The organism is Rhizobium sp. AG855, from assembly GCF_003610655.1.
In the GTDB taxonomy this organism is placed as follows: domain Bacteria; phylum Pseudomonadota; class Alphaproteobacteria; order Rhizobiales; family Rhizobiaceae; genus Allorhizobium; species Allorhizobium wuzhouense.
The window spans coordinates 2067351-2090693 of record NZ_RAQG01000003.1 but is presented as its reverse complement, the minus strand read 5'-3'; the positions used below and the strand labels follow the sequence as shown (position 1 = coordinate 2090693).

22 protein-coding genes are annotated in these 23343 nt (G+C 61.8%); 15 read left to right on the top strand and 7 right to left on the bottom strand.

Going from position 1 to position 23343, the window contains the following annotated elements; translation table 11 throughout:
• Positions 1-11: 11 nt before the first annotated feature.
• Complete coding sequence (locus DFO46_RS10310) at positions 12-1205, bottom strand: hypothetical protein (protein WP_120278207.1); 1194 nt, start codon at positions 1203-1205, stop codon at positions 12-14.
• A gap of 210 nt (positions 1206-1415) precedes the next feature.
• On the opposite strand from DFO46_RS10310, the gene parC reads away from it, so the two are divergent.
• Positions 1416-3692, top strand: coding sequence for a DNA topoisomerase IV subunit A (gene parC / locus DFO46_RS10305; protein ID WP_120277204.1), 2277 nt, complete (start codon positions 1416-1418; stop codon positions 3690-3692).
• A 64-nt stretch (positions 3693-3756) separates the two neighbouring features.
• Here the strand turns inward: parC and DFO46_RS10300 are convergent, their stop codons facing one another.
• A complete protein-coding gene (locus DFO46_RS10300) occupies positions 3757-4899 on the bottom strand; it encodes a cyclic nucleotide-binding domain-containing protein (protein ID WP_183041870.1) in 1143 nt (380 codons plus the stop codon).
• 107 nt (positions 4900-5006) lie between these two features.
• Positions 5007-7067, bottom strand: coding sequence for a bifunctional diguanylate cyclase/phosphodiesterase (locus DFO46_RS10295; protein ID WP_245422547.1), 2061 nt, complete (start codon positions 7065-7067; stop codon positions 5007-5009).
• A 169-nt stretch (positions 7068-7236) separates the two neighbouring features.
• Here DFO46_RS10295 and DFO46_RS10290 point away from each other — a divergent pair, with 169 nt between their 5' ends.
• Positions 7237-8280 carry a class I SAM-dependent methyltransferase gene (locus DFO46_RS10290; RefSeq protein ID WP_110793588.1) on the top strand — a complete coding sequence of 348 codons (1044 nt, stop codon included), beginning with the start codon at positions 7237-7239 and terminating at the stop codon, positions 8278-8280.
• An 86-nt stretch (positions 8281-8366) separates the two neighbouring features.
• Here the strand turns inward: DFO46_RS10290 and DFO46_RS10285 are convergent, their stop codons facing one another.
• The 3 genes from DFO46_RS10285 to hemB all read right to left on the bottom strand — a co-directional run bounded on the left by DFO46_RS10285 (position 8367) and on the right by hemB (position 10797).
• Positions 8367-9128 (bottom strand): arginyltransferase, encoded by a 762-nt coding sequence (locus tag DFO46_RS10285; protein WP_120277202.1) that lies wholly within the window; start codon positions 9126-9128, stop codon positions 8367-8369.
• A gap of 124 nt (positions 9129-9252) precedes the next feature.
• The gene (locus DFO46_RS10280) at positions 9253-9711 is read right to left on the bottom strand and encodes an RDD family protein (RefSeq protein ID WP_120277201.1); all 459 of its coding nucleotides are present in this window, start codon (positions 9709-9711) and stop codon (positions 9253-9255) included.
• Positions 9712-9780: 69 nt separating this feature from the next.
• Positions 9781-10797, bottom strand: coding sequence for a porphobilinogen synthase (gene hemB, locus DFO46_RS10275; RefSeq protein ID WP_120277200.1), 1017 nt, complete (start codon positions 10795-10797; stop codon positions 9781-9783).
• Positions 10798-10956: 159 nt separating this feature from the next.
• Here hemB and DFO46_RS10270 point away from each other — a divergent pair, with 159 nt between their 5' ends.
• The 10 genes from DFO46_RS10270 (at position 10957) to ribD (ending at position 20097) form a co-directional block, all read left to right on the top strand.
• Complete coding sequence (locus DFO46_RS10270) at positions 10957-11394, top strand: DUF6163 family protein (protein ID WP_120277199.1); 438 nt, start codon at positions 10957-10959, stop codon at positions 11392-11394.
• 132 nt (positions 11395-11526) lie between these two features.
• On the top strand, positions 11527-12036 hold the full coding sequence (locus DFO46_RS10265) for a MarR family winged helix-turn-helix transcriptional regulator (RefSeq protein ID WP_110793434.1): 510 nt from the start codon (positions 11527-11529) through the stop codon (positions 12034-12036).
• A gap of 304 nt (positions 12037-12340) precedes the next feature.
• A complete protein-coding gene (locus tag DFO46_RS10260) occupies positions 12341-13669 on the top strand; it encodes a L,D-transpeptidase family protein (protein ID WP_110793587.1) in 1329 nt (442 codons plus the stop codon).
• A gap of 138 nt (positions 13670-13807) precedes the next feature.
• Positions 13808-15298, top strand: coding sequence for an FAD-binding oxidoreductase (locus DFO46_RS10255; protein WP_120277198.1), 1491 nt, complete (start codon positions 13808-13810; stop codon positions 15296-15298).
• 12 nt (positions 15299-15310) lie between these two features.
• Positions 15311-15715: a DUF4383 domain-containing protein gene (locus DFO46_RS10250; RefSeq protein WP_120277197.1), complete on the top strand. Its 405-nt coding sequence runs from the start codon at positions 15311-15313 to the stop codon at positions 15713-15715.
• A complete protein-coding gene (locus DFO46_RS10245; protein WP_120277196.1) occupies positions 15716-16786 on the top strand; it encodes a hypothetical protein in 1071 nt (356 codons plus the stop codon).
• Complete coding sequence (locus DFO46_RS10240) at positions 16776-17099, top strand: hypothetical protein (protein WP_245422546.1); 324 nt, start codon at positions 16776-16778, stop codon at positions 17097-17099. Before DFO46_RS10245 ends, DFO46_RS10240 begins: the two co-directional genes overlap by 11 nt.
• 126 nt (positions 17100-17225) lie before the next feature.
• On the top strand, positions 17226-18515 hold the full coding sequence (gene glyA / locus DFO46_RS10235; protein ID WP_110793429.1) for a serine hydroxymethyltransferase: 1290 nt from the start codon (positions 17226-17228) through the stop codon (positions 18513-18515).
• Between the two features lie 12 nt (positions 18516-18527).
• A complete protein-coding gene (gene nrdR / locus DFO46_RS10230) occupies positions 18528-19004 on the top strand; it encodes a transcriptional regulator NrdR (protein WP_062274768.1) in 477 nt (158 codons plus the stop codon).
• A gap of 34 nt (positions 19005-19038) precedes the next feature.
• The gene (gene ribD, locus DFO46_RS10225) at positions 19039-20097 is read left to right on the top strand and encodes a bifunctional diaminohydroxyphosphoribosylaminopyrimidine deaminase/5-amino-6-(5-phosphoribosylamino)uracil reductase RibD (RefSeq protein WP_120278206.1); all 1059 of its coding nucleotides are present in this window, start codon (positions 19039-19041) and stop codon (positions 20095-20097) included.
• Between the two features lie 246 nt (positions 20098-20343).
• Here ribD and DFO46_RS10220 read toward each other — a convergent pair whose 3' ends face one another.
• Complete coding sequence (locus DFO46_RS10220) at positions 20344-20706, bottom strand: hypothetical protein (RefSeq protein WP_120277194.1); 363 nt, start codon at positions 20704-20706, stop codon at positions 20344-20346.
• A gap of 328 nt (positions 20707-21034) precedes the next feature.
• Between DFO46_RS10220 and ribH the strand changes: the two genes are divergently transcribed.
• The 3 genes from ribH to DFO46_RS10205 are packed head-to-tail and all read left to right on the top strand — an operon-like array spanning position 21035 to position 23213.
• The gene (ribH, locus tag DFO46_RS10215) at positions 21035-21493 is read left to right on the top strand and encodes a 6,7-dimethyl-8-ribityllumazine synthase (protein WP_110793427.1); all 459 of its coding nucleotides are present in this window, start codon (positions 21035-21037) and stop codon (positions 21491-21493) included.
• A complete protein-coding gene (gene nusB, locus DFO46_RS10210; RefSeq protein WP_110793426.1) occupies positions 21494-21976 on the top strand; it encodes a transcription antitermination factor NusB in 483 nt (160 codons plus the stop codon).
• Between the two features lie 10 nt (positions 21977-21986).
• Positions 21987-23213 (top strand): MFS transporter, encoded by a 1227-nt coding sequence (locus DFO46_RS10205; RefSeq protein ID WP_110793585.1) that lies wholly within the window; start codon positions 21987-21989, stop codon positions 23211-23213.
• Positions 23214-23343: the final 130 nt, after the last annotated feature.

Genomic DNA, 23343 nt, shown 5'->3' with positions numbered 1-23343 from the left:
CCGTATGGGGATCAGTCGTTCGCCGTCACCTTGACGCCGATCAGCGCCGGGATGGTTTCCGGGGCGCCCATGGCGGCACCCATGATCATCGGGAAAGCGACCGGATTGGCAGGGGCGGCAACGATCGTCAGGGCTTTCGGATTGTCGATATAGGTGTTGACCGCCGTCGACACCTCGTTCTGCAGGGCGCCGAGCTTGGCCTGGGCCAGCAGCAGCGGCACCATGCCCTTCACCATCTGGCCCATCTGTGCGCCATCGGTGCCCTGGCTCTTGCCGGCATAGTCGAGGCCGCGCTTGGTGATGCCGGCATCCTCGAAACGGATCTTGGCATCGATCAGCGAAAGCTGCTGCACCAGCCCGAGCATTGCAAGGCCGGCGGCCTGCTGCGCCTGCTGGTTCTCCGGCTGCGCCTGCATGGTGCGGGCCTGCTCCTGCATCTGCTTGACGAGATCGAGCGTGTAGCCGGAAATGCCGAAGGACATGGACAGCTTGCCGATATTGGCGAAATCGATCGAGTAGTCCTCGACATCGATCGTGCCCGTCTCCACTTCCCAGCTGCCCGACATGTTGAGATTGCCGTCGAGCGTCTTGAGGCCAAGCGCCTCGATCGCTTCCTTGCTCTTCGGGTCTTCGACGGTCGAGAGGTCGGCATTGACGCCGGTGGCCGATCCTTCGAACGAAATCGTCTTCTCGTCGTCCGACAGGCTCATGGTGCCGGTCGCCTCACCCATCGAGAACACCGGCTTGCCGTCGACCGTGACCTTCACCGGACCGCTATGGGCTTCTTCATAGAACATCAGGGAATTGATGCCCTCGGCCTTTTCACTGCCGGGAACATAGATGCCGGCGAGATAGAGATCACTGACGGAGAAGGTCGACTTTTCCTCGGTGACGTTCACTTCCGGAAAGTCGACGCGCTCGATGTAATAAGCGCCACCGTCTTCCTCCGTCACGCCCTGCAGCGTCAGTTCATCGAGCTTGAGCGGCGTTTCCGCCTCCTTCGCCATGCCGAACTTGACGCCCTTCAGCACGACGTCTTCGCCGTTCACCTCGATCGTGTCGGCGGTGATCGCAGCGCCGCCGGCAGCGTAGGAAGCGTTGATCTTCTTCAGCAAATCCGCGCCATCAAGCGCAAAGGCCTGGGCGGAAAGGCCGCAAAGGGCCGCCCCTGCGAGAAGGATCCGGGTGGAGTGATGCAAGCTCATGACGTCGTCCTTTGTGGCTGGTCCGCGCATATCGACGCGGGTCCTCGAATGGCAGTTACATATAAGGGGGATTGAAACCGGCTTCCACCGCTTTTCGACGTTCAGGCGCGCATGTATTTTCATTGGTGATGGCGGTCACAACCGCATAATCCACAGGCTGAATCCCCGGATTCCTTGCCGTTCCGATCCATCTCCGATAGGCAGGGTCGCATGGGGACAAATCAGCTTCCGCCCGATGAGGGTGGCGACAATATTCTGCCGGTCGATCTGAAGGCGGCGCTCGAAGAGCGCTATCTCGCCTATGCGCTCTCGACCATCATGCATCGCGCATTGCCGGACGTCCGTGACGGACTGAAGCCGGTGCATCGTCGCATCATCCATGCGATGAGCGAAATGGGCATCCGGCCGAATTCGGCCTTCAAGAAATGCGCCCGTATCGTCGGTGACGTCATCGGTAAGTTCCACCCGCATGGCGACCAGTCGGTCTATGATGCGCTGGTGCGCCTCGCGCAGGATTTCTCCCAGCGTTATCCGGTCGTGGACGGGCAGGGGAACTTCGGCAATATCGACGGCGACAGCGCTGCCGCCTACCGTTACACCGAAGCGCGCATGACCGATGTCGCGGCGCTTCTTCTCGAAGGCATCGACCAGGACGCGGTCGACTTCCGTCCCACCTATAACGAGGAAGACGACGAACCGACGGTTCTGCCAGGTGCTTTCCCGAACCTGCTCGCCAATGGTGCATCGGGTATCGCAGTCGGCATGGCGACCTCGATTCCGCCGCACAATGCGCATGAACTCTGCGACGCGGCGCTGTATCTGATCAAGAACCCGGGCGCACCCGTCGAGGATCTGCTGGCCGATCCTGCCCATCCGGAGCGCGGCGGCATTGAGGGTCCTGACTTCCCCACCGGCGGCGTGATCGTCGAGAGCCGTGCCTCGATGCTCGAGACCTACCGGACGGGTCGTGGCGGCTTCAAGGTTCGCGCCAAGTGGGAAACCGAAGACCTCGGCCGCGGTGGATACCAGATCATCGTCACGCAGATTCCGTTCCAGGTGCAGAAGTCGCGCCTGATCGAGAAGATTGCCGAACTGCTGATCGCCCGTCGCCTGCCTCTGCTGGAAGATGTGCGCGACGAGAGCGCCGAGGACATCCGCCTCGTGCTGGTCCCGAAGAGCCGTACGGTCGATGCGACGCTGTTGATGGAATCGCTGTTCAAGCTCACCGAGCTCGAAAGCCGCATCCCGCTCAACATGAACGTCCTCTCGCAGGGCAAGGTGCCGAAGGTCATGGCCCTCAACGAGGTGCTGACCGAATGGCTGGAGCATCGCAAGGACGTGCTCGTCCGCCGTTCGAAGTTCCGTCTCGCCGCCATTGACCGGCGTCTGGAGATCCTGGGCGGCCTGCTGATTGCCTATCTCAACCTCGACGAGGTAATCCGCATCATCCGCGAAGAGGATGAGCCGAAGCCGGTGATGATCGCCAAATGGGATCTGACCGACATCCAGGCGGAAGCCATCCTCAACATGCGCCTGAGAAATCTGCGCAAGCTCGAGGAATTCGAAATCCGCAAGGAGCATGATGAGCTCTCGGCCGAGAAGGCCGAGATCGAATCGCTGCTCGCCTCCGATGACAAGCAGTGGCAGACCGTCGCCTGGGAAATCGGCGAGGTGAAGAAGAAATATGCCAAGGCGACCGAACTCGGCCGCCGTCGGACTGTCTTCTCAGATGCGCCGGAAGCCGATGTCGAGGCGATCCAGCAGGCGATGATCGAGAAGGAACCGATCACCGTCGTCATCTCGGACAAGGGCTGGATCCGCGCGTTGAAGGGCCACATCTCCGACACCTCCTCGCTGACCTTCAAGGAAGGCGACGGGCTGAAGGTGGCCTTCCCGGCGCAGACGACGGACAAGATCCTGCTCGTGACGACAGGCGGCAAGGTCTACACGCTGGGCGGCGACAAGCTGCCGGGCGGCCGTGGCCATGGCGAGCCGTTGCGCATCATCGTCGACATGGAAAACGACCAGGATGTGCTGACCGCCTTCGTGCATGACGCGACCCGCAAACTGCTTCTCGTCTCGACCGCCGGCAACGGCTTCGTCGTGCCGGAAGGGGAGGTGGTCGCCAACACCCGCAAGGGCAAGCAGGTGATGAATGTCGGCATGCCGGATGAGGCAAAGCTGGTGGTGCCCGTCAGCGGCGACCATGTCGCAGTCGTCGGCGAAAACCGCAAGATGCTGGCCTTCCCGCTTGCCCAGATCCCCGAAATGACCCGTGGCAAGGGCGTGCGTCTGCAGCGTTACAAGGACGGCGGCATTTCCGACGTGAAGTGCTTTGCGATCGCCGATGGTCTGACCTGGGCCGATTCGGCCGGCCGCACCTTTACGAAGACCAAGGAAGAGCTGATCGAGTGGCTCGGTGACCGCGCGACCGCAGGCCGCGCAGTCCCGAAGGGGTTCCCCCGCAGCGGTAAATTTGCCGGCTGAGCAAGGATCGACGAATCGATAGGAAGAGCCGGCTGCATCTGCTGCCGGCTTTTTCGTGCGCGGTTCAGCCGCCTTGCCAGATCGCCCAGATGCCCATCAGCGTCGCGGCATTGCCCAGGATGAAATGTGAGACAACAGGGCCTGCGAGGTTTCGATAGGCGAGGAAGAGCGCGCCCCAGACGATGCCGGTCACCAGAGCGACGACAGCAAGCGACGACGAGTAGTGCAGGTGAAGCGTCGAGAAGACCAGCGACGAAATCACAACGGCAGCAGCCGGTCGCATGCGGCCCGGCATCAGCTTGGCGATTGAGGTGAGGAACACGCCCCGGCAGATCCACTCCTGCAGCGCCGCAACGAGAATATAGGTGTAAACGCTGAGCGTAAGCTGTGCCGGATCGACAAGCGGTGTTCCCGCCAACTGCGGATAAAGCTGCGTGCGAAAATGGGCCATGGCCGCCAGCGCCGGAAGGCTGATCAGCACACCCATTGCAATGGATCGGCCGAGATTGGCCCGGCGGATGCCCATGTCGTGGCGTGTGAGACCGCAGCGTACCGTGAGCCCCCACAGGATGAACCCGCCCCAAAGCTCCATCGCCCGCGAGGTCCAGAAGATCATCGCATCCTGGTGGTTGGCCTTGAGGCTGCCGAGGATCATCCCGTTCACCAGGGCATAGACGTTGACCATCAGGACGATCGTCACGAACATGAAGGCGAGCGCGTGGTAGCGCCGGTCCGCGTCCTCCAGCGCGACATACTGCTCCCTGAGCTTTCCGTAGCTGGCCGACAGCTGCGCATAGATCTTGCGGAAGAAGAGCGTGGCAAGTTCCGGACGATCGCTGAGGAACTCCCGGTAGTCGCTCCGTTCGATGACCCAGCCACGCACCGGCGAGAGCGCACGGGCCGACGCACTACGCGGATCGCCGCTGATCATGCCGAGTTCGCCGATCAGCGCCCCGTCTCCGGCAACAGCCAGCGTGTCGCCGCTGTCAGGCGCAAACACCTCGATCTCGCCGGAGGCGATGAGCACAGCGAAACTGCTGTCATCGCCTTGGTTGAAGATGGTCTCGCCAGCACTGTAGTGCACGGTGCCGACATGTTGGCGGAAGTCTTCGAGATAGGTTTTGCTGACGCGGATGGTGGTGTGCTTGAGCAGCTTTTCCGAGAACTCCTGGCTTTCCCGCAGGAGATCGGTTTGCGCGATGGTCATGTATGGCCCCCGAACCAGTATCGATGCCGATATCATATCGGCTTCGGCATTGGAGAGGGGGCTGGCCCATCGGCCAAGTTTGGCAGCGTTTCAGGCGCGCTCAGCGCTTAGAGGCTGACGACAGTCGCAAGCCGCGGCACGGCCTTGATCCGCACTTCCTCGATCGGAACCGGCCGGCCGAGATAATAGCCCTGGCCGAGTTCGATGCCGAGTTCGTGCATCAGGTCGACATGGTCTGCCGTTTCCAGGCCCTCGATCAGGATCTTGAGGCCACGGTTGCGGATCAGCCGGATGATGTCTTCGAGCATCGCGCGACCGGCGGGACGACGGGCGTCCTGCAGGAAGGAGCGGTCGATCTTGACCGTGTCGAAGGGGAAGAGGCGGAGCCAGGAGAGGCCGGCAAAGCCGGTGCCGAAATCGTCGAGCCAGATGCGGATACCGAGCGCCTGCAGGTCGGTGATGCAACGGATGACGTCGGACTGGCCTTCCATGTCGATGCCTTCGGTGATTTCGAAGGCAAGCTGCGAGCCGGGAACGCCGGTCTCTTCCAGGATGGTCGAGACGGCGAGCGCGAAACCGCGCGACTTGAGCTGAATGGCGGAGACGTTGACGCTGGCAAGCGGTGCAAGACCCGGAGCGAGCACTTCCGTGCAGGCGCGGCGGATCGCCCACAGGCCGAGTTCCAGGATGGCGCCGGTGCGCTCGGCAACAGGGATGAACTGCGCCGGCGACAGCGGCGTTCCATCCACCATCTTGAGGCGCATCAGGGATTCCACGCCCTCGACACGGCCGGTGCGCATGTTCTGGATCGGTTGATAGACGAGATGCACGAGATCGTTTCGCACGGCCATGCGCAGCGTCGCGGCGATGTTTTCGTTGTCGTCGCTGCTTAAGGGGTCGTTCGGGTCGAACAGACGGACGCAGTTGCGGCCATTGGCCTTGGCGGAATAGAGCGCGCGGTCGGCTTCGTTGATGATGCGTTCCAGCTTCGGGCCGGTTTGCGCGCGCGTATAGGCGGCGCCCACACTGACGGTGACGACGGCCTGGCCGTCGCGACGCTGGTCGTGCACGATGGCAAGATCCTCGACGGTGGCCCGGATCACCTCGGCCAGCGCCATGACCTGTTCGCGCCCGGTGACACGCGACAGCACGATGAACTCTTCGCCGCCATAGCGCCCAACCGTTGCGTGAAGCGGCTTCAGCATGTCGCTCAGTGCAGAGGCCACCATCACGAGGCATCGGTCCCCGGCCTGGTGCCCGTAGAAGTCGTTGTACTTCTTGAAGAAGTCCACATCGACAAGCATCACGGCAAAGCTCGTGCCGGCATCCTGCCAATTGCTCCAGTATTCCCGTAAGCGTTTGTCGACCGCGCGACGGTTGTCGACGCCGGTCAGGTAGTCGGTGTTGGACAGACGTTCGAGTGCCGCGCCGCGCTTTTCCGATTCCTCGTGCTGATGTGCGGCCTCGCGGGCGTTGAGGAAGACATTGTAGCGTTCTTCGTTCAGCTTCCAGTTTACATAGGACGTGAAAGCAAAGCAGGAAATGTAGAACAGGATCAGCACCAGACGCTGGTTCTGTTCCAAAGCCGGGACAAAGGCCAGGCTGGTGAAGAAGATCATCAGGATTGTCGCGGAAGTCGCGACAGACAGCCGGAAAAAGAGATTGAAGAACAGATTGGCACTCATCATGAAGATCGTGCCGAACAGCATGTAGAAGCGGAATGTCTCGACAGCGGTCGTTTCCATCGCCGGGATCAGCCAGCCGATGTAACCTGCCACGACGGTGACGGCGCAGGTGATATCGGACCATTTCGACGGCGCGCGGGTGGCGACGAGGATTTCCATCACCGTCATGACCGATATGGCGACGACGAAACGTGCCGCGATGGCTTGCATGGCCACATCGGGGATGAGGATCGCGTCGGAGATCCCGAACAGCAGATACACGATCACCGCAAGCCAGAGGCCGCGCCGGGTCTCGCGGACCTGCGCCTCGCCGCGCTCGCTCATGTAAAGGCGCTTGAGAGCCGATGCGGAAAGGGACCCGCCGACTGTGCCCGAAGCATTCGGAGTGCGCGTCTCGGCGGTGTCGGCGGCGAAGGTCGCCGCGCGGTCGGCATGTGGCGAGCCAGCCCGAGCCCGTGCAGGGTAGTCATTGCCCTGTTGCATCATCTGCTCCCAACTTCCGCGCAATACACACCGGCGCGCGGACTGATCTTAACTGGGACAGGCGTTAACTACGTTTTAAGATCTGGAGAAAATTGGGGTGTACGTCGGTGAAATTCCCACTATGGTTTACCAAGTATTAATATCAAGATTGACTAAAATGGAGCGCAAGATGAGCGAGTTGGACATTGCATTCGATGGCGAAAGCCTCATCACCCCAGACTCTATTGCATCCCAGGTCTTTTCTTCCACAAACCCCGTTCGTGATGGTGAATTTGAAGAGGCACGGGCGGAGCTGGCGCTGCATCTGCGGGTGGCCGAACAGCAGTTCCAAAGTGAAACAGATGTCGGGCAGATCATGCTGCGCCTGCTCACGGGCTTGCACCATGTCCGCAATCGCTTTTCCCCCAAGGTCTGGGAGCAGCTGATCCCGATCGCTCAGAACCATGCGATCGCCCGTCATTTCCACGAGGACCCGTTCACGCGCTGGTCGTTCGAGAAGCCGCGCGGCTATTCCGGCGATGCGGGCCTGCTTGATTTCATCTACCGGCACCCGAGCAAGCAGGCGATGCTCGATGCTGCGAGCCCGATGGGCAAGGCCGTCAACGCCTTCACGAGCGAATCCCCGGCCTGCGTCGCGGTGCGCGAACGGCGCGACCTTCTCGCCCAATATGTCGATGACGTCGCATCGTCGCGCGGCGGCGAGGCGGAGATCCTGACGATCGCTGCCGGCCATCTGCGTGAAGGCAAGATGTCCCAGGAATTGAAGAACGGCAACATCAAGCGTTGGCTCGCCCTCGATCAGGACCCCTTGAGCGTCGGTGCGGTCGCCAGCGAGTATGAAGGCACGGCGGTGGAGGCCGTCGACGGTTCGGTCCGTACGGTTCTGATGCGCTCGCAGACGCTCGGCAAGTTCGACTTCGTCTATGCCGCCGGCCTCTACGACTATCTGGCCGACGAAGTCGCCATCAAGCTGTCACAGCGCTGCCTGCAGATGCTGAAGCCGCATGGCACCTTCCTCTTCGCCAATTTTGCCGACGAGATCCCGGATGACGGCTACATGGAAACCTTCATGAACTGGGCACTGCTGCTCCGCTCGGAAGAAGACATGTGGCGGATCATGCGTGCGACGACCGAAGGGCTCGATGTCGAATGCAGCCTTCGCTACGGCGCCAACAAGAACATCGTCTACGGCATCATCCGCAAGCTGTCGTAACAGCAGTCAGCTCTTCCCGCCTTCATCCGGAGGCGGGGAGGGGGCAGCACCATTTTTTGGCTGAAGGTGACGCGACGTCGGTCGCGTCATTCGTCCATATCGGGCGTAAACCGCATCCACCCCTGGTTCATCAGGTGTTCCTGCGGCTGGAAGCGGGTCTTGTAGCCCATCTTTTGCGAACCACGCACCCAATAACCGAGATAGACGTGCGGCAGGCCGAGCGCCTGCGCCCGGCGGATATGGTCGAGCACCATCATGGTGCCGAGCGAGCGTCTTTCCATGTCCGGATTGTAGAACGAATAGACCATCGAGAGCCCGTCGCTCATCAGGTCCGAAAGCGCTACCGCAACGAGGTCTCCGCGTGGCTGCTGCAAGACGCCATCGCCGGGAACTCTGAGCCGGTATTCGATGATCCGTGTCTGCACATGGCTGTCCTCGACCATGATCGCATAATCGAGTGCCGACATATCCGACATGCCGCCCTGCTGATGCCGGGCATCGAGATAGCGCCGGAAGAGGGAAAACTGCTCGGTGGACGGCTGCGCCGGAAAGACGGTCGAAACGAGATCGCGATTGCTCGCTTCCACCCTTCGGAATGCGCGACTGGCTTCAAACTCTTTGGTCAGCACCCGGACGGAGACACAGGCACGGCAGGATTCACAGGCCGGCCGATAGGCAATGTTCTGCGAGCGGCGAAACCCGCCCTGGGTGAGGAGATCGTTCATCTCCGTCGCCCGCGGGCCGACCATGTGGGTAAAGACCTTCCGTTCCAATTCGTTCGGCAGATAGGGACACGGCGCGGCGGCCGTCAGGTAGAACTGGGGGGAGGGAGAGGTCTGGGTATTCATCTGTCGCTGAAGAGAATCCTCTGTCACGTCATCTCATCGACTAGGATGGCGCAAGAATGCGAAACGTCAACACTCCGGGACGTCCCCGGAGTGCTTTCTTCATGTCTCGCAGCGGAGAACGGTTTCAATATGTCCGGACGGTGGCCGTGCCGACGAGCAGGTCATGCACGAGGCGCGAGCGCTCGATGAACAGGCCGGCCAGCAGGACAAGCGGTGTCAGCACCGAGTTCAGGATCCAGAACAGTGCGAGATGGGCGATCGCGGTAATGAAGTCGAGCTTGCGGCCATCGAGGCGGACCATGGCGATCCCCATCATGCGCATGCCGGGCGTTGCCTGGGAAGGGCCGGCGAGCGACATGCCGAAATAGAGACCGGCGACGACGAAGAACAGGATGGGATAAAGCAGCCAGCCCAGCCCCAGCGTCAGGATGCCGAGGAACAACACGACGACCGCTGCCGGGATCCACAAAAGCCCGATGAACAGATAGTCGACGATGAAGGCAAAGACCCGGCGCGACAGCACGCCGCTATAGGCGCGCCAGTCTTCGGGGGCGGCATAGGACGGATTGCTGTCGAGGCTCATGGGCGAAACTCCTGTGGTTGTTTCTCAGATATGGGAACTCGCCGCACGAATACAATAATCCGTGAGGCGTCATCCCTTGCGCGCGAGGTGGCGGGCCACCTCGACGGCAAAATAGGTCAGAATGCCATCGCAGCCGGCGCGCTTGAACGAGAGGAGCGTCTCCAGCATCGCCCGTTCGCCATCGATCCAGCCATTGGCGGCAGCCGCCTTGATCTGGCTGTATTCGCCGGAAACCTGGTAGGCGAAGACCGGAAGCCCGAACGCTTCCTTCATGCGCCAGCAGATGTCGAGATAGGGCAGGCCCGGCTTGACCATCAGCATATCGGCGCCTTCCTCGACATCGAGCGCCGCGTCACGGATCGCCTCGGTGCCGTTGGCAGGGTCGATGTAATAGGTCTTCTTGTCGCCCTTCAGCAGCCCGCTGGTGGAAATCGCCTCGCGATAGGGACCGTAGTAGCAGGATGCGAACTTGGTGGCATAGGCCATGATGCCGACACTCTGGTGTCCGGCGGCGTCGAGGCCGCGGCGGATGGCGCCGATCCGGCCGTCCATCATGTCCGAGGGTGCGATGATGTCGGCGCCGGCATCGGCCTGGGCGACGGCTGCCCGCACCAGCTGGTCGACCGTCTCGTCGTTGACGATTTCGCCCTCGCGCAGGATCCCATCATGCCCATGGCTGGTGAAGGGATCGAGCGCCACATCGGTGATGATGCCGATATTGGGCACGGCCTTCTTGATGGCAGCGGTCGTCTGGTTGATCAGGTTGTCGGCCACGAGAATATGCGAACCCGTTTCGTCGCGCAGGCCCATGTCGACATTCGGGAAGGTGGCAATGGCGGGGATGCCGAGATCGGCTGCTTCCTTCGCGGCTTCCACGGCCTTGTCCACGCTCATCCGGAAGACGCCGGGCATGGCGGCGATCGGGTCGAGGATGCCGGTGCCGGGCACGACGAAGATCGGCCAGATCAGGTCGTCCACGGTCAGCCGGTTTTCCAGCACCATGCGCCGCTGCCAGTCCGCCTTGCGCAGGCGCCGCATGCGCCGATGGCCGGTCACGTCATCCACGGAATGGGTCTTGTCCGTCATCGTCTCGTCCTTGTTCTCGTCTGCGTCTTTTGCCGTCTTTGGTCGCTGCTGATACCATGCCGCCTGCCGCTTGCAAAACGACGCTATGTCGCAAGCGGTCAGGGGAGGGCGGGTTGCCACTGCTGGCGGTCGCCAGAGCGAGGCCCTATCGTGGATACCATGGAAGCTGATTCGCCGACCACGCCGCTCCGCAGTCTGACGGAGTTCATCTATGTGCTGTTCCTGCGTCTGGTTGCGCTCGGCTGCCTGTGGTTTGGGCTGCAATACTGGGCCATGCTCGTCGGCTACAGCCATGGTGGCCTCGGCCGTTTCGATCTTCTGTCTCTGCCTTGGCGAGTTGCCGCAGCCGGGCTTGCCGTCGTCTTTCCGGTGGCGGCCCTCGGCCTGTGGCTCGCCGGCTCCTGGGGGCCGGTGATGTGGATGATCGCAGCCGGCGGCCAGGTTCTCATGTTCTCCGTCTGGCCCGAGATCTTCGGCCACAACATGCTGGCCATCATCATGCATGTCACCGTCGCGGTGCTGTATCTGGTGTTCCGCCTGGCGTTGTGGCTCGAAAGCAGACACAAGCGGGAGACGATAACCGTTGATTTACCCTGATCGCAGGACGGGCTTTGGTAAGCCTCTGTTAAGCCTGCGTTTTAAATAGAATTTTATGCGCATTGGATACTGTCCTCATCAAGGCGGGAGAAAAAACCAACACCGCCAAACAAAACAGTGAGGCAGATCGATATGAACACGAAGCTCAAGCCGCAGTCGGCCCCCCTTGATCCGCAGGAAGAAGCAATCCGCTCGCTCTACCTGGAATCCCTGCACCTGGTGGAACGTCTCCACCGCCGCCTTCTCGATGTGATCAAGGACGAGTTCGACCGCAAGGGTCGCTCGGATGTCAACGCCATCCAGGCGCTGCTCCTCTTCAACATCGGCAATGCCGAACTGACCGCCGGCGAACTGCGCTCGCGCGGCTATTACCTGGGCTCGAACGTCTCCTACAACGTCAAGAAGCTCGTCGACCTCGGCTTCATCAATCACCAGCGCTCGCGCGTCGACCGTCGCTCGGTCCGCATCAGCCTGACGGATGCCGGCCAGGAGATCGCCGAAACCGTTGCCAAGCTCTATGAGCGTCACATCGGCTCGATCCAGAAGGTCGGCGGCATCGGCACCGACGAGTTCACCCAGATGAACAAGCTCCTGCAGCGTCTCGACCGCTTCTGGAACGACCAGATCCTCTACCGCCTCTGAGCCTAACCGCTCGCCGACCTCCAGACAGCGATCCACCGCACCGAACCGGACGCTTCCTCGTGAAGCGGCCGGTTCTGTCGTTTCGCGGTCACAAGCGTTTGGCTCCTGGACACGCTCTCGTGACACAGCCCCTTGGTGACACGAATTGGCCATATTGATATGGGACCGCCGGGACGAGCGGAGCGCGTGATTTGACCGCCTCCCGAACACCCAACAACGAGCTGGCACGCCCTTTTTGGCGGCGCTTTGTTAACCATGAGGCAGTATGCGTCTGGTTCTGGTTCAGGATGAAACGGTAGGGAATATGTCCAAGAAAACGGGAATCGTTGATCTTTCACGGCGGTCGCTGCTGCGCGGTGCGGCTGCAATGGGTGTCGCAGCCGTCGCCGGTCAGGCCGCTGCCCAGACGGCAGTGGACGAGTTGATCAATGCACCGCGTCGCGGCAACTGGGACGACCAGTTCGATGCCCAGGCATCACGCACGACCACCACCGTCGTCTCCAACACCGCGATGCTGAGCCCGTCGAGCCTGATCAACATCCAGCAGGCCATTGGCCAGTACCAGATGATCGTCTCGAATGGCGGCTGGCCGCAGGTCAACCCCTCCGTCAAGCTGCAGCTCGGCGTCACCGATCCGTCCGTCCAGGCTTTGCGCCAGCGCCTGATGGTGGCCGGCGATCTGCCGCAGGAAGCCGGCATGTCGAATTCGTTCGACAGCTATGTCGACGGTGCCGTCAAGCGTTTCCAGGCCCGCCACGGCCTGCCGGAAGACGGCGTGCTCGGCGAATTCACGCTGAAGGCGCTCAATATCTCGGCCGACGTTCGTCTGAACCAGCTCAACGTCAACTATCAGCGCCTGCAGGACACGCTCGCGAAGCCGCTGGAAAACCGCTACATCGTGGTCAACATCCCTGCGGCCTATGTGGAAGCCGTGGAAAATGACGAAGTGGCCCTGCGCAATACGGCCATCGTCGGCCGCATCAGCCGCCCGTCGCCGCTGGTCAGCTCCAAGGTCTCGGACATCATCCTCAATCCTTACTGGACGGCACCGCGTTCGATCGTCGAAAAGGACATCGTTCCGTTGATGCAGAAGGATCCGACCTATCTGTCGCGCAATGCCATTCGCCTGATCGACGGCAAGGGCAACGAAGTCGCGCCTGAGAGCGTCGACTGGTTCGCGCCGAAGGCCCCGAACCTGACCTTCCGCCAGGACCCTGGCAAGATCAACGCGATGTCGTCGACGAAGATCAACTTCCCCAGCCCCGACGGTGTGTACATGCACGACACGCCGACGCAGGGCCTGTTCAACAAGCTGATGCGTTTCGAATCCTCGGGCTGTGTGCGTATTCAGAACGTCCGCGACGTTGTCGTCTGGGTGCTGAAAAACACGCCCGGCTGGAACCGCCAGGAAATCGAGCGTGTCATCGCCAGCCGCGTCAACACGCCGATCAAGGTTGCCGACGAGATCGGTGTGCACTGGGTCTACATCACGGCATGGTCGCCCAAGCAGGGTGTCGTCCAGTTCCGTGACGACATCTATGAGAAGGACGGCGATCAGCAGCTGGCGCTTCAGGCAAATATTGGCCAGGAACAGGTCAGCGGCTCCGTCGATGACGACATTCTGCCGCAATAAGCAGAGAATAAATCGCTGTTAGCCTCAAAGCCGCGTCCCCCGACGCGGCTTTTTTCGTGGTCTTGCGCTCTAAAATGCGACTGCCTACTCATGAATGCCGGTAAGGAACACGACTCAACTGAACCGGCGGGGGTATGGATGAGAAAGCTGACGAGACGGGCCTTGTTGTTTGCAGCGGGTGCGGCAGCCGGGGGATATGCGGCCTACAGGCTTGGACACGAGAGCATTGGCTTCGGAGAGGCCTTTCCCGGAGGCACACCAAGCGCCGATGCGATGCTCAACGACGCAAGCCTTCTGTCCCCCACCCGTGTCGCGCGCCATATCCTGCTCAGCGACGACCGACGAGACGCTCTCGTAGAGGCGGTCCGCCGCGAATTGTTGGAGGCTGAGAATGCCGGTCGCGCCGTCGTTGCGAGTGCAGCCCGCCACTCCATGGGGGCACAAAGCCTCCAGGCAGACGGCACAGTGCTTACGCTCGACAAAGGCTGGCTTGATGCCGATACGGCGGCCGGTACGTGCCGCGTTTCGGCCGGGATGCGGTGGAGCGAACTGATCGAACGGCTCGATGCCATCGGCTTTTCGCCGAAGGTCATGCAGTCCAATCATGATTTCGGTGTCGCCAGCACCTTCTCGGTCAATGCCCATGGTTGGCCCGTGCCGTGGAGTGCCTTTGGAACCACGGTGCGTTCAATCGAGATGCTGCTCGCCGATGGCACCTTGCTCACCTGCTCACGCACGGAAAATGCAGAGCTTTTCAAACTTGCCATGGGTGGTTACGGCCTTTTCGGCGTGATCGTCGAACTTGAGATCGAGATCGTGCCGAACCGCAATCTCGCGCCTACATTCGAGCATGTCGCCGGAGAGGAACTCGGCAAGCGTTTCATCGAGACCTTGAAAGCCGACCCGACGGTCGAGATGGCTTATGGCCGGCTGGATGTCGCCATCGACCGGTTTTTCGAGAGCGGCCTCTTGATCTCCTACCGCCCGACGGCGGATCAGGCCGTCATCCCGCCGGCGAGCGGATCGGGTTTCGTCAGTCACGTCGCCGCCAAGGTCTTTCGCGAACAGGTCGGCTCCGACCGCGTCAAGCATGTTCGCTGGATGCTGGAATCGTCCATCAGCCCGGCGCTGACCTCGGGCATCGCCACCCGCAACAGCCTGATGAACGAGCCCGTCGCCACCCTTGATGACGGCGACCCCGACCGCACCGACATCCTGCACGAATATTTCGTGGCGCCCGAGCGCTTCGCCGATTTCGTCCGCATCTGCCGCGAGGTCATTCCCTCCTCCTATCAGGAGTTGCTGAACATCACCTTGCGTTTCGTCGACACGGATCATGACAGCGTGCTGGCTTACGCGACCGTGCCGCGCATTGCCGCCGTTATGCTGTTCTCACAGGAAATGTCGGTGAGGGGCGAAGAGGACATGGCACGCATGACCCGCGCATTGATCGACCGCGTCACGGAGATTGGCGGCAGCTATTATCTGCCCTATCGTCCACATCCGACCCTTGATCAACTGCGCCGCGCCTATCCGCGTGTTGGTGAGTTTGCCGAGGCCAAGCGCCGCCTTGATCCGGATTTGCGCTTCCAGAACGGCTTCTGGACGAATTATATCTCAAAGATCTGAAGAGGATAACGCATGACGACCGTTCGCAAGATCGCCTTTGCCTATGCCGCCATCCTGCTCGTCGTCGCGGGGTTGAACTACATTCCCGGCCTCACCGATGCCGAAGGGCGTGCGTTCGGGATCTTCGCGCTCGACATCTATGATGACCTTCTGCACCTGGCCTCTGCGCTGTGGGCTGGCATCGCTGCTTTCGCCTCTGGGCGTGCCGCACGCAGTTTCCTCCTCTATTTCGGCATTCTCTACCTGGCCGACGGTCTTCTGGGGCTGGCGACCGGTTCGGGTTATCTCGATCTCGGCATTATCACCTACGGTATTCAAGACCTGCCTTTGGGCTTCAAGATCCTCGCCAACCTGCCGCACATCACGTTGGGCGGTCTCGCGGTCGTGTCCGCATTCGTCTTCCGCAGGGAGGCGTAAATGCGCAAGGTCCTGCGCCTGGGGAAGTGGTTGGCGCTCTCGCTCGTTCTGCTCATAATCCTCCTGCTGATACCCGTCGGCTATGTCGAGACCTTCTGTACTGCGGAGCCGCAGCAGGAGGCTTTCACACCGAAGATGACCGATCCCGCCTTCCTGAGGGCGGAGGCGAACAGCTATCTGACCTATCCCGAATGGCACATCGTCTATGCCTATGAAGGCCTCGCCAATATCCTGAAGACGGGCGACGAACATGACTTCGGCTATACAAGAAGCGTGGTCGGCTTCTGGGCATCCTTCTGTGCCCTCAATCGCGAAGCGGACCGCCACGGCGGTGCCGACGTCGCCACCCGCCGCACAATCCATGTCATCGGGGTGAGCTTCACGCTCGAAATGGGCATGAAGGCGCTCTACGAGGAAACGGTGGGTCGCCTCTTTGCCCTTCTGCGCGGGGCGGACAAGGCGCCCCAGGATCGCTATGCGGCCGAAATGGCCGAAGATTATGGTCAGTTCCTGCACCAGACCCCTTGGTACAAATATGATTTCGACGGTTCGGTCACGAAGCTTTGGGCCGAGCCCGTCACGTCGCTCCGCAGTTGGGAGCGCAGGCTGGCCCTTGGTGGCGAATGGAAGGCCAAGGCCGCTTACGCCCGCGTGATCGCAGGCGCGGTCGCAGCGACCGGCCAGGCGCAGCTGACGATCCGGTCCTTGATCGCCGGTGTCCCGGCGGCGGATTTGCAGTCCATCGCCGACGTCACCGTTGTTGAAGATCGGGGCGCCGATGGCATCCTCATCGAAACACCGCGCTACCGCGCGTTTACCGTCATCCTGCAGCAGATCGCGGCGCGAAACGGCCGCATCCTCGAAATCGCCGGCAATGACGACATCATGGTCTCGGCGCTCGGTGCTTCCGTGCCCAGCCAGCTCGGTTTCGCAACCCGGATCGTCGATGTAAACCGCGACGGGTTCACAGGGCGCCGGATGCTGCTGCAGGCCAAGGTTCGTGATCTGCCGGCACTTTTCAGCGAACTCGGTGCTGCCGGCCTCGAGCTGGAACACGTCTATGACTACTGAGCGAGTCACGGTCCGGGGAGGGGTGGCGAAGCTGCTGAAAAGGGGCGCCATCCTGCTCGCTATCGTGGCCGGCTGGGTTGGCGTTCTCGCGGTGGCGACTGCGGCTCTCGGTCCCGTCGGATCCACAGTCCTGGTGCTCGGACCCCATGTCCCGCCCCGTCTGCCGGAAGGCGCCGGCATCCTGCGTGCAGGCACCGGCCGCACGGTCGTCACGGCTCCGGATGCCGCGTCCGTCCGCAATCTCTACGCCCATGGCGCCTGGCTCGTCCTGCCCGCACTCCGCAACGGCTGCATGGACCTGCGCCCCGCATGAGCGACAGGCTGCGGCCTTTTGTGCGTGAACGCCAATTGATCCGCAAATGTCGTTCTCCGTATTGCTCTCGTGACTGCGGAACGTTAAGACCCCACAGCATCAAACGCTTTTGAGGAGCCAGCGATCATGTCGAACAACGATGCCTTCTTTTCTCGTTCTCTCGCCGATACGGACCCGGACATTTTCGGTGCGATCGAGAAGGAACTCGGTCGTCAGCGTCACGAGATCGAGCTGATCGCTTCTGAAAACATCGTCTCCCGCGCCGTGCTCGAAGCCCAGGGCTCGATCATGACGAACAAGTACGCGGAAGGTTATCCGGGCAAGCGCTATTACGGCGGCTGCCAGTTCGTCGATATCGCCGAAGAACTCGCGATCGAACGCGCCAAGAAGCTCTTCGGCGTCAACTTCGCCAACGTTCAGCCGAACTCCGGCAGCCAGATGAACCAGGCCGTCTTCCTCGCGCTGCTGCAGCCGGGCGACACCTTCATGGGCCTCGACCTGAACTCGGGCGGTCACCTGACACATGGTTCGCCGGTCAACATGTCCGGCAAGTGGTTCAACGTCGTCTCCTACGGCGTTCGCGAAGACGACCACCAGCTCGACATGGATGACGTCGCTGAAAAGGCGCGCACCCACAAGCCGAAGCTGATCATTGCCGGCGGTACCGCTTACTCCCGCATCTGGGACTGGAAGCGCTTCCGCGAAATCGCTGACGAAGTCGGCGCTTACCTGATGGTCGACATGGCCCATATCGCCGGCCTCGTCGCCGGTGGCCAGCATCCGTCGCCGTTCCCGCACTGCCATGTCGCGACCTCGACGACCCACAAGTCGCTGCGCGGTCCGCGCGGTGGCATGATCCTGACGAACGACGAGGATCTGGCGAAGAAGTTCAACTCGGCCGTCTTCCCAGGCCTCCAGGGCGGTCCGCTGATGCATGTCATCGCCGCCAAGGCGGTTGCCTTCGGCGAAGCGCTGAAGCCGGAGTTCAAGGATTACGCCGCTCAGGTCGTGAAGAACGCCAAGGTGCTGGCCGAAACCCTGATCAGCCACAATCTCGATATCGTCTCGGGCGGCACCGACAACCACCTGATGCTGGTCGACCTGCGCAAGAAAAATGCCACCGGCAAGCGTGCGGAAGCCGGTCTCGGCCGCGCCTACATCACCTGCAACAAGAACGGCATCCCGTTCGACCCCGAAAAGCCCTTCGTCACCTCGGGCATCCGTCTCGGCACGCCTGCCGGCACGACCCGCGGCTTCAAGGAAGCCGAGTTCAAGGAAATCGGCAACCTGATCGTCGAAGTGCTCGACGGCCTGAAGGTCGCCAATTCGGACGAGGGCAATGCTTCGGTTGAAGCGGCCGTGCGTGAGAAGGTTGTGGCCCTGACGGACCGCTTCCCGATGTACCCCTACATGTGAGGCTGACGGCTGATGCGCTGCCCCTTTTGTGGATCGGATGAGACCCAGGTCAAGGATTCGCGGCCGGCGGAGGACAATACCTCCATTCGCCGGCGGAGGATCTGTCCCGATTGCGGCGGTCGCTTCACCACGTTTGAACGGGTCCAGCTGCGTGAGCTGATGGTCCTGAAGAAGACGGGCCGCAAGGCCCCCTTCGCCCGCGACAAGCTGGTGCGTTCCTTCCAGATCGCCTTGCGCAAGCGGCCGGTCGACAATGAGCGCATCGAGCGCGCGGTGTCGGGCATCGTGCGGCGTCTGGAAAGCTCGGGCGAGACGGAAATTTCCTCGGAAGAAATCGGCCTGCAGGTGCTCGAAGCCCTGAAGACGCTCGATGACGTTGCCTTCGTGCGCTACGCCTCGGTCTATCGCGACTTCTCCCATGCGGAGGATTTCGAGAACGTCATTGCCGAGATCAACGCCAAGATCTCGCGCGACAGCGTGGCGGATTAGCCCCGTGTCGATCACGGCGATCGACGAAGCATTCATGCGCGAAGCCATCGCGCTGTCTCTCAGTCACGTCGGCCAGACCGGCTCCAACCCCTCGGTCGGCTGTGTGATCGTCAAGGATGGACGCGTTCTTGGTCGTGGCGTCACGGCCAAGGGCGGTCGGCCGCATGCCGAGCCGCAGGCGCTCGCAGAAGCCGGCGACGAGGCGAAGGGCGCGACGGCCTATGTCACGCTCGAACCCTGTTCCCATCACGGCAAGACGCCGCCTTGTGCCAATGCCATGGTGGCAGCCGGCATCGCGCGGGTGGTGGTTGCGGTCGCCGATCCAGATCCGCGCGTGTCCGGGCAGGGCCTGAAGATCCTCGCCGATGCCGACATCGAGGTGACCATCGGTATTCTCCAAAAGGAAGCCCGCCGCGCCATGGGCGGCTACCTGACGCGCCAGACGAAGGGCCGGCCGCAAGTGACTCTGAAGCTTGCGGTTTCTGCAGATGGCATGCTCGGAAAACTGGGTGAGGGGCAGGTGGCGATCACGGGGCCCGAAGCGCGGACCGAGGTTCATAGGCTGCGGGCGGCGAGTGACGCGATCTTGGTCGGGATCGGCACGGCCAATGCCGACGATCCTGAACTCACCGTGCGGCTTCCCGGACAGGAAAACGCATCTCCCTTGAGGATCGTTCTTGATCGTCGCGCCGAACTGTCAACCGGCTCCAAGCTTGCCAAGACGGCGCGCGACGTGCCGGTGATCCTGGCTGTCGCACCGTCTGCCACGGGGCACCGGAATGAACTGGAAACAATGGGCGTTGAAATACTGGAAACGACGGGGTTGGAGCCTCTGCTCCAGACGCTTGGCGCGCGCGGCATATCATCGCTGATGGTCGAGGGGGGCGCCCGCGTTGCGGCCGACCTCTTGGCGCAGGGCCTCGTTGATCGGATTCATCTCTATACGGGGGAAGCTGCCATCGGGGAGGGCGGTATCGGATCGCCCATCACCCGTGACTATCGCCCGGCCGGTTTCATCCTCTTGCAGGAGGACACTTTCGGGCGGGACCACCGGCAGATCCTTGAGCGCCTGCCGGTCTCTGCCTGGCTTTAACGCCAGAACAAGAGAATGAGAATGATGATCGGGATCGGCACGCCGACCAGCCACATAAGAATACCACGACCCATGGGAGACTCCTTTTTCCGGTGAGTGAAAGAGCGCCGGGGCCTCCTTCGTGAATCGGAAACACCCACCACCCGCCAATTGTTCCGGAGGCTTTTTCAGCGCCAAAATCCCCGTGCCGGGGAGGCACAGGGATTTCGGCGGGCGGGGAGGGAGAAGGTCGATAGAGAGTGTGGTTCAGCGGAGGTAGAAGGTAACGCTTCCGTCAGCGGCCTGCTGGGCGCCGACGATGTTTTCAAGCTCCACCTTGTCGGCCTGCAGCTTGCGGGCGAGCGCCGGGTTTGCAATCACCGAGGCCTGGACGAGACGGGCCTCCTGGGATGTCGGCTTGACATTGCCGAACTGCTCCTTGGCTGCGTCATGGGTTTTCAGAGAGTCGAGCCAGATGACGTTGTAGGCGCTCGGCGAGAGCTTCGTGATCGTGTTTTCGATCTGCTGTGGCGATGCCATGGCTGTGGCGGGCATGGCGGCATAGGCGTCCGCACCAAAGGCAATGGCAGTCAGGGCGGTGGCACTGAACATGGTTGCAAAGCGATTCATGGTCCTGTTCCTTTCAAGGATGTTTGCGATGGCGGGGGATTCCGTCGCTCGCTTGCAGAACTGAAACTGGTGTCGGATTGTGGCCGTTTCCAGCCCTTAAGTGACTGAATTCGATTAAACATTCTTCATTTTTGCCGCCTGAATTCGGCCTTGTTTAGCGAGGCCGGAACAACATCTCGGGTCCGATGGGCTAGCCGATCGGCCCAGCCTTGCACCGAAGCCGCAGCTGCCCTGATCTAAAAATGCTTGCCTTCCGGGGGACAGCGTGGTTTGACCGCGTTTCTGGCGGCCAAAGCGCCGCAATCACATTCAGGATCAGGATCTGACCATGGTAAACAAGACGGCTTCGCCGCATTTGCTGATCGTCGAAGCGCGCTTCTATGACGACATGTCGGACGCTCTGCTGGACGGTGCAAAATATGCTCTGGAAGAGGCCGGCGCCACCTATGACGTCATCACCGTGCCGGGCGCGCTCGAAATTCCGCCGGCCATCGCCATGGCGCTTGATGCCGCCGATGACGAAGGCACGCAATATGACGGCTTCGTCGCCCTTGGTATGGTCATTCGTGGCGAGACCTACCATTTCGACATCGTCGCCAACGAATCCTCGCGCGCATTGATGGACCTCGCCGTCTCGGAATCGCTGGCGATCGGCAATGGCATCATGACCGTCGAAAACGACGATCAGGCCTGGGCCCGCGTGCGCCGGTCCGACAAGGACAAGGGTGGCTTTGCCGCCCGCGCCGCCCTGTCGATGATCGCACTGAAGAAGAAGCTGGGTGGCTGAGTGATGTCGGACGAAGGCAAGCATCCGGTAAAACCGGCGAACCAGCGCGGTGCAGCGCGTCTTGCAGCTGTACAGGCGCTCTATCAGATGGATATCGCCGGTTCCGGCGTCCTGGAGGTCGTGGCCGAATATGAGAGCCACAGGCTCGGCCAGGAGGTCGATGGCGAAACATACCTGAAGGCGGATGCCTCGTGGTTCCGCTCGATCGTCGCTGGCGTCGTACGCGACCAGACCAAGATCGACCCGTTGATCCGCCAGGCGCTGCAGGATGACTGGTCGCTGTCGCGGATGGACAGCACGGTTCGTGCAATTCTGCGTGCCGGCGCGTTCGAATTGATCGAGCGCAAGGATGTTCCCATCGCGGTCATCGTAACGGAATATGTCGAGATCGCGCAGGCCTTCTTCCCGGACGACGAGCCGAGACTGGTCAACGCCGTTCTCGACCGCATTGCAAAGCAGGTACGCGCTCCGGCGCAGAAATAAGGTGAACGACATGAGCGGAGCGACGCTGGCAGGCCTGGACGAACATTTGTCGACGGCCAAGCGAAATGTCGGTCTGCTCGCGGTCGCCCAGGCGATCCTGGGTTCGGCGCCCCCGCTCGCCTTTTCGGTCGGCGGGCTCGCCGGCTTCCAGATGCTCGGCGCCGACAAGTCGCTCGCAACCGCCCCGCTCACCGGCTTCAACATCGGCGTTGCCGTCGGCGCCATCGCGGTCGCGACCGCCTCGCGCTTTCTGGGGCGGCGTGAAAGCTTCATGCTGGGCGCGCTTGCCGGAGCACTCGGCAGTGCGCTCGCCGCCTTTGCCCTCATCCGCTCCGATTTTTGGCTTTTTGCCTTCTCGCTCGTCTTGATGGGCCTGTCCGGCGGCTTCACCCAGAAGATCCGCTTTGCCGCCGCCGATGCCTCGCCGAGTTTCTACAAGGGCAAGGCGATTTCCTGGATCCTGGCGGCAGGCATCGTCTCGGCGATCGCCGGGCCACAAATCGCCATCTGGCTGAAGGATGCGCTGGCGCCCGTCACCTTTGCCGGTGCCTTTCTCGGCCTTGTGCCGCTCCTGCTCTGCGCCATCGGCGTGCTTTTTTTCCTGAAGCTGCCGCCACTCGCCAGCAAGGCCGGCACGGCGAGCGAACCGACACGTCCCTTGCGCGAAATCGTCATGACGCAGCGCTTCATGACCGGCATGGTCTGCGGCATCGGCACCTATGCCCTGATGACCTTCATGATGACGGGCGCGCCGCTCGCCATGGTCGTCGGTTGCGGCTTCTCTACGGATCTCGCCACTCTCGGCATCCAGTGGCACGTCATTGCCATGTTCGCCCCGAGCTTCTTCACCGGCGTGCTGATCAGCCGTTTCGGGCCGGAAAAGATCGTCGCGACCGGATTGGTCATCCTGATGGCCTGCGCCGTCGTGGCGCATTGGGGCATCGAACTCTGGAATTTCTGGGGAGCGCTGGTGCTGCTCGGCATCGGCTGGAACTTCGGCTTCATCGGCGCCACCGCCATTGTTGCCTCCAGTTACCGCCCTTCCGAGGCCGACAAGGTGCAGGGCTTTCACGACATCATCCTGTTCTCGACCGTGGCGCTCTCCTCCTTCTCGTCGGGCAAGGTCTTCACGGCCTATGGCTGGTCGGTCATGAACCTGCTGATCTGGCCGGTGACGCTCATCTGCCTCGTGCTCATCCTGCTGCAGTTGCGCGCTGTCTCCCGCAAGCCCGCCTGAGTTCCCTCCGCAACGCAAAATATGCGCTCTTGACGCCACGAAAAGGGCGACGCAATCTCGCCTCGCGTCGACGGGTCTCGGAGGAGGGGGCCCGAGTCTGCGTGACACCGCCCGCGATGAGTGAGGCGCG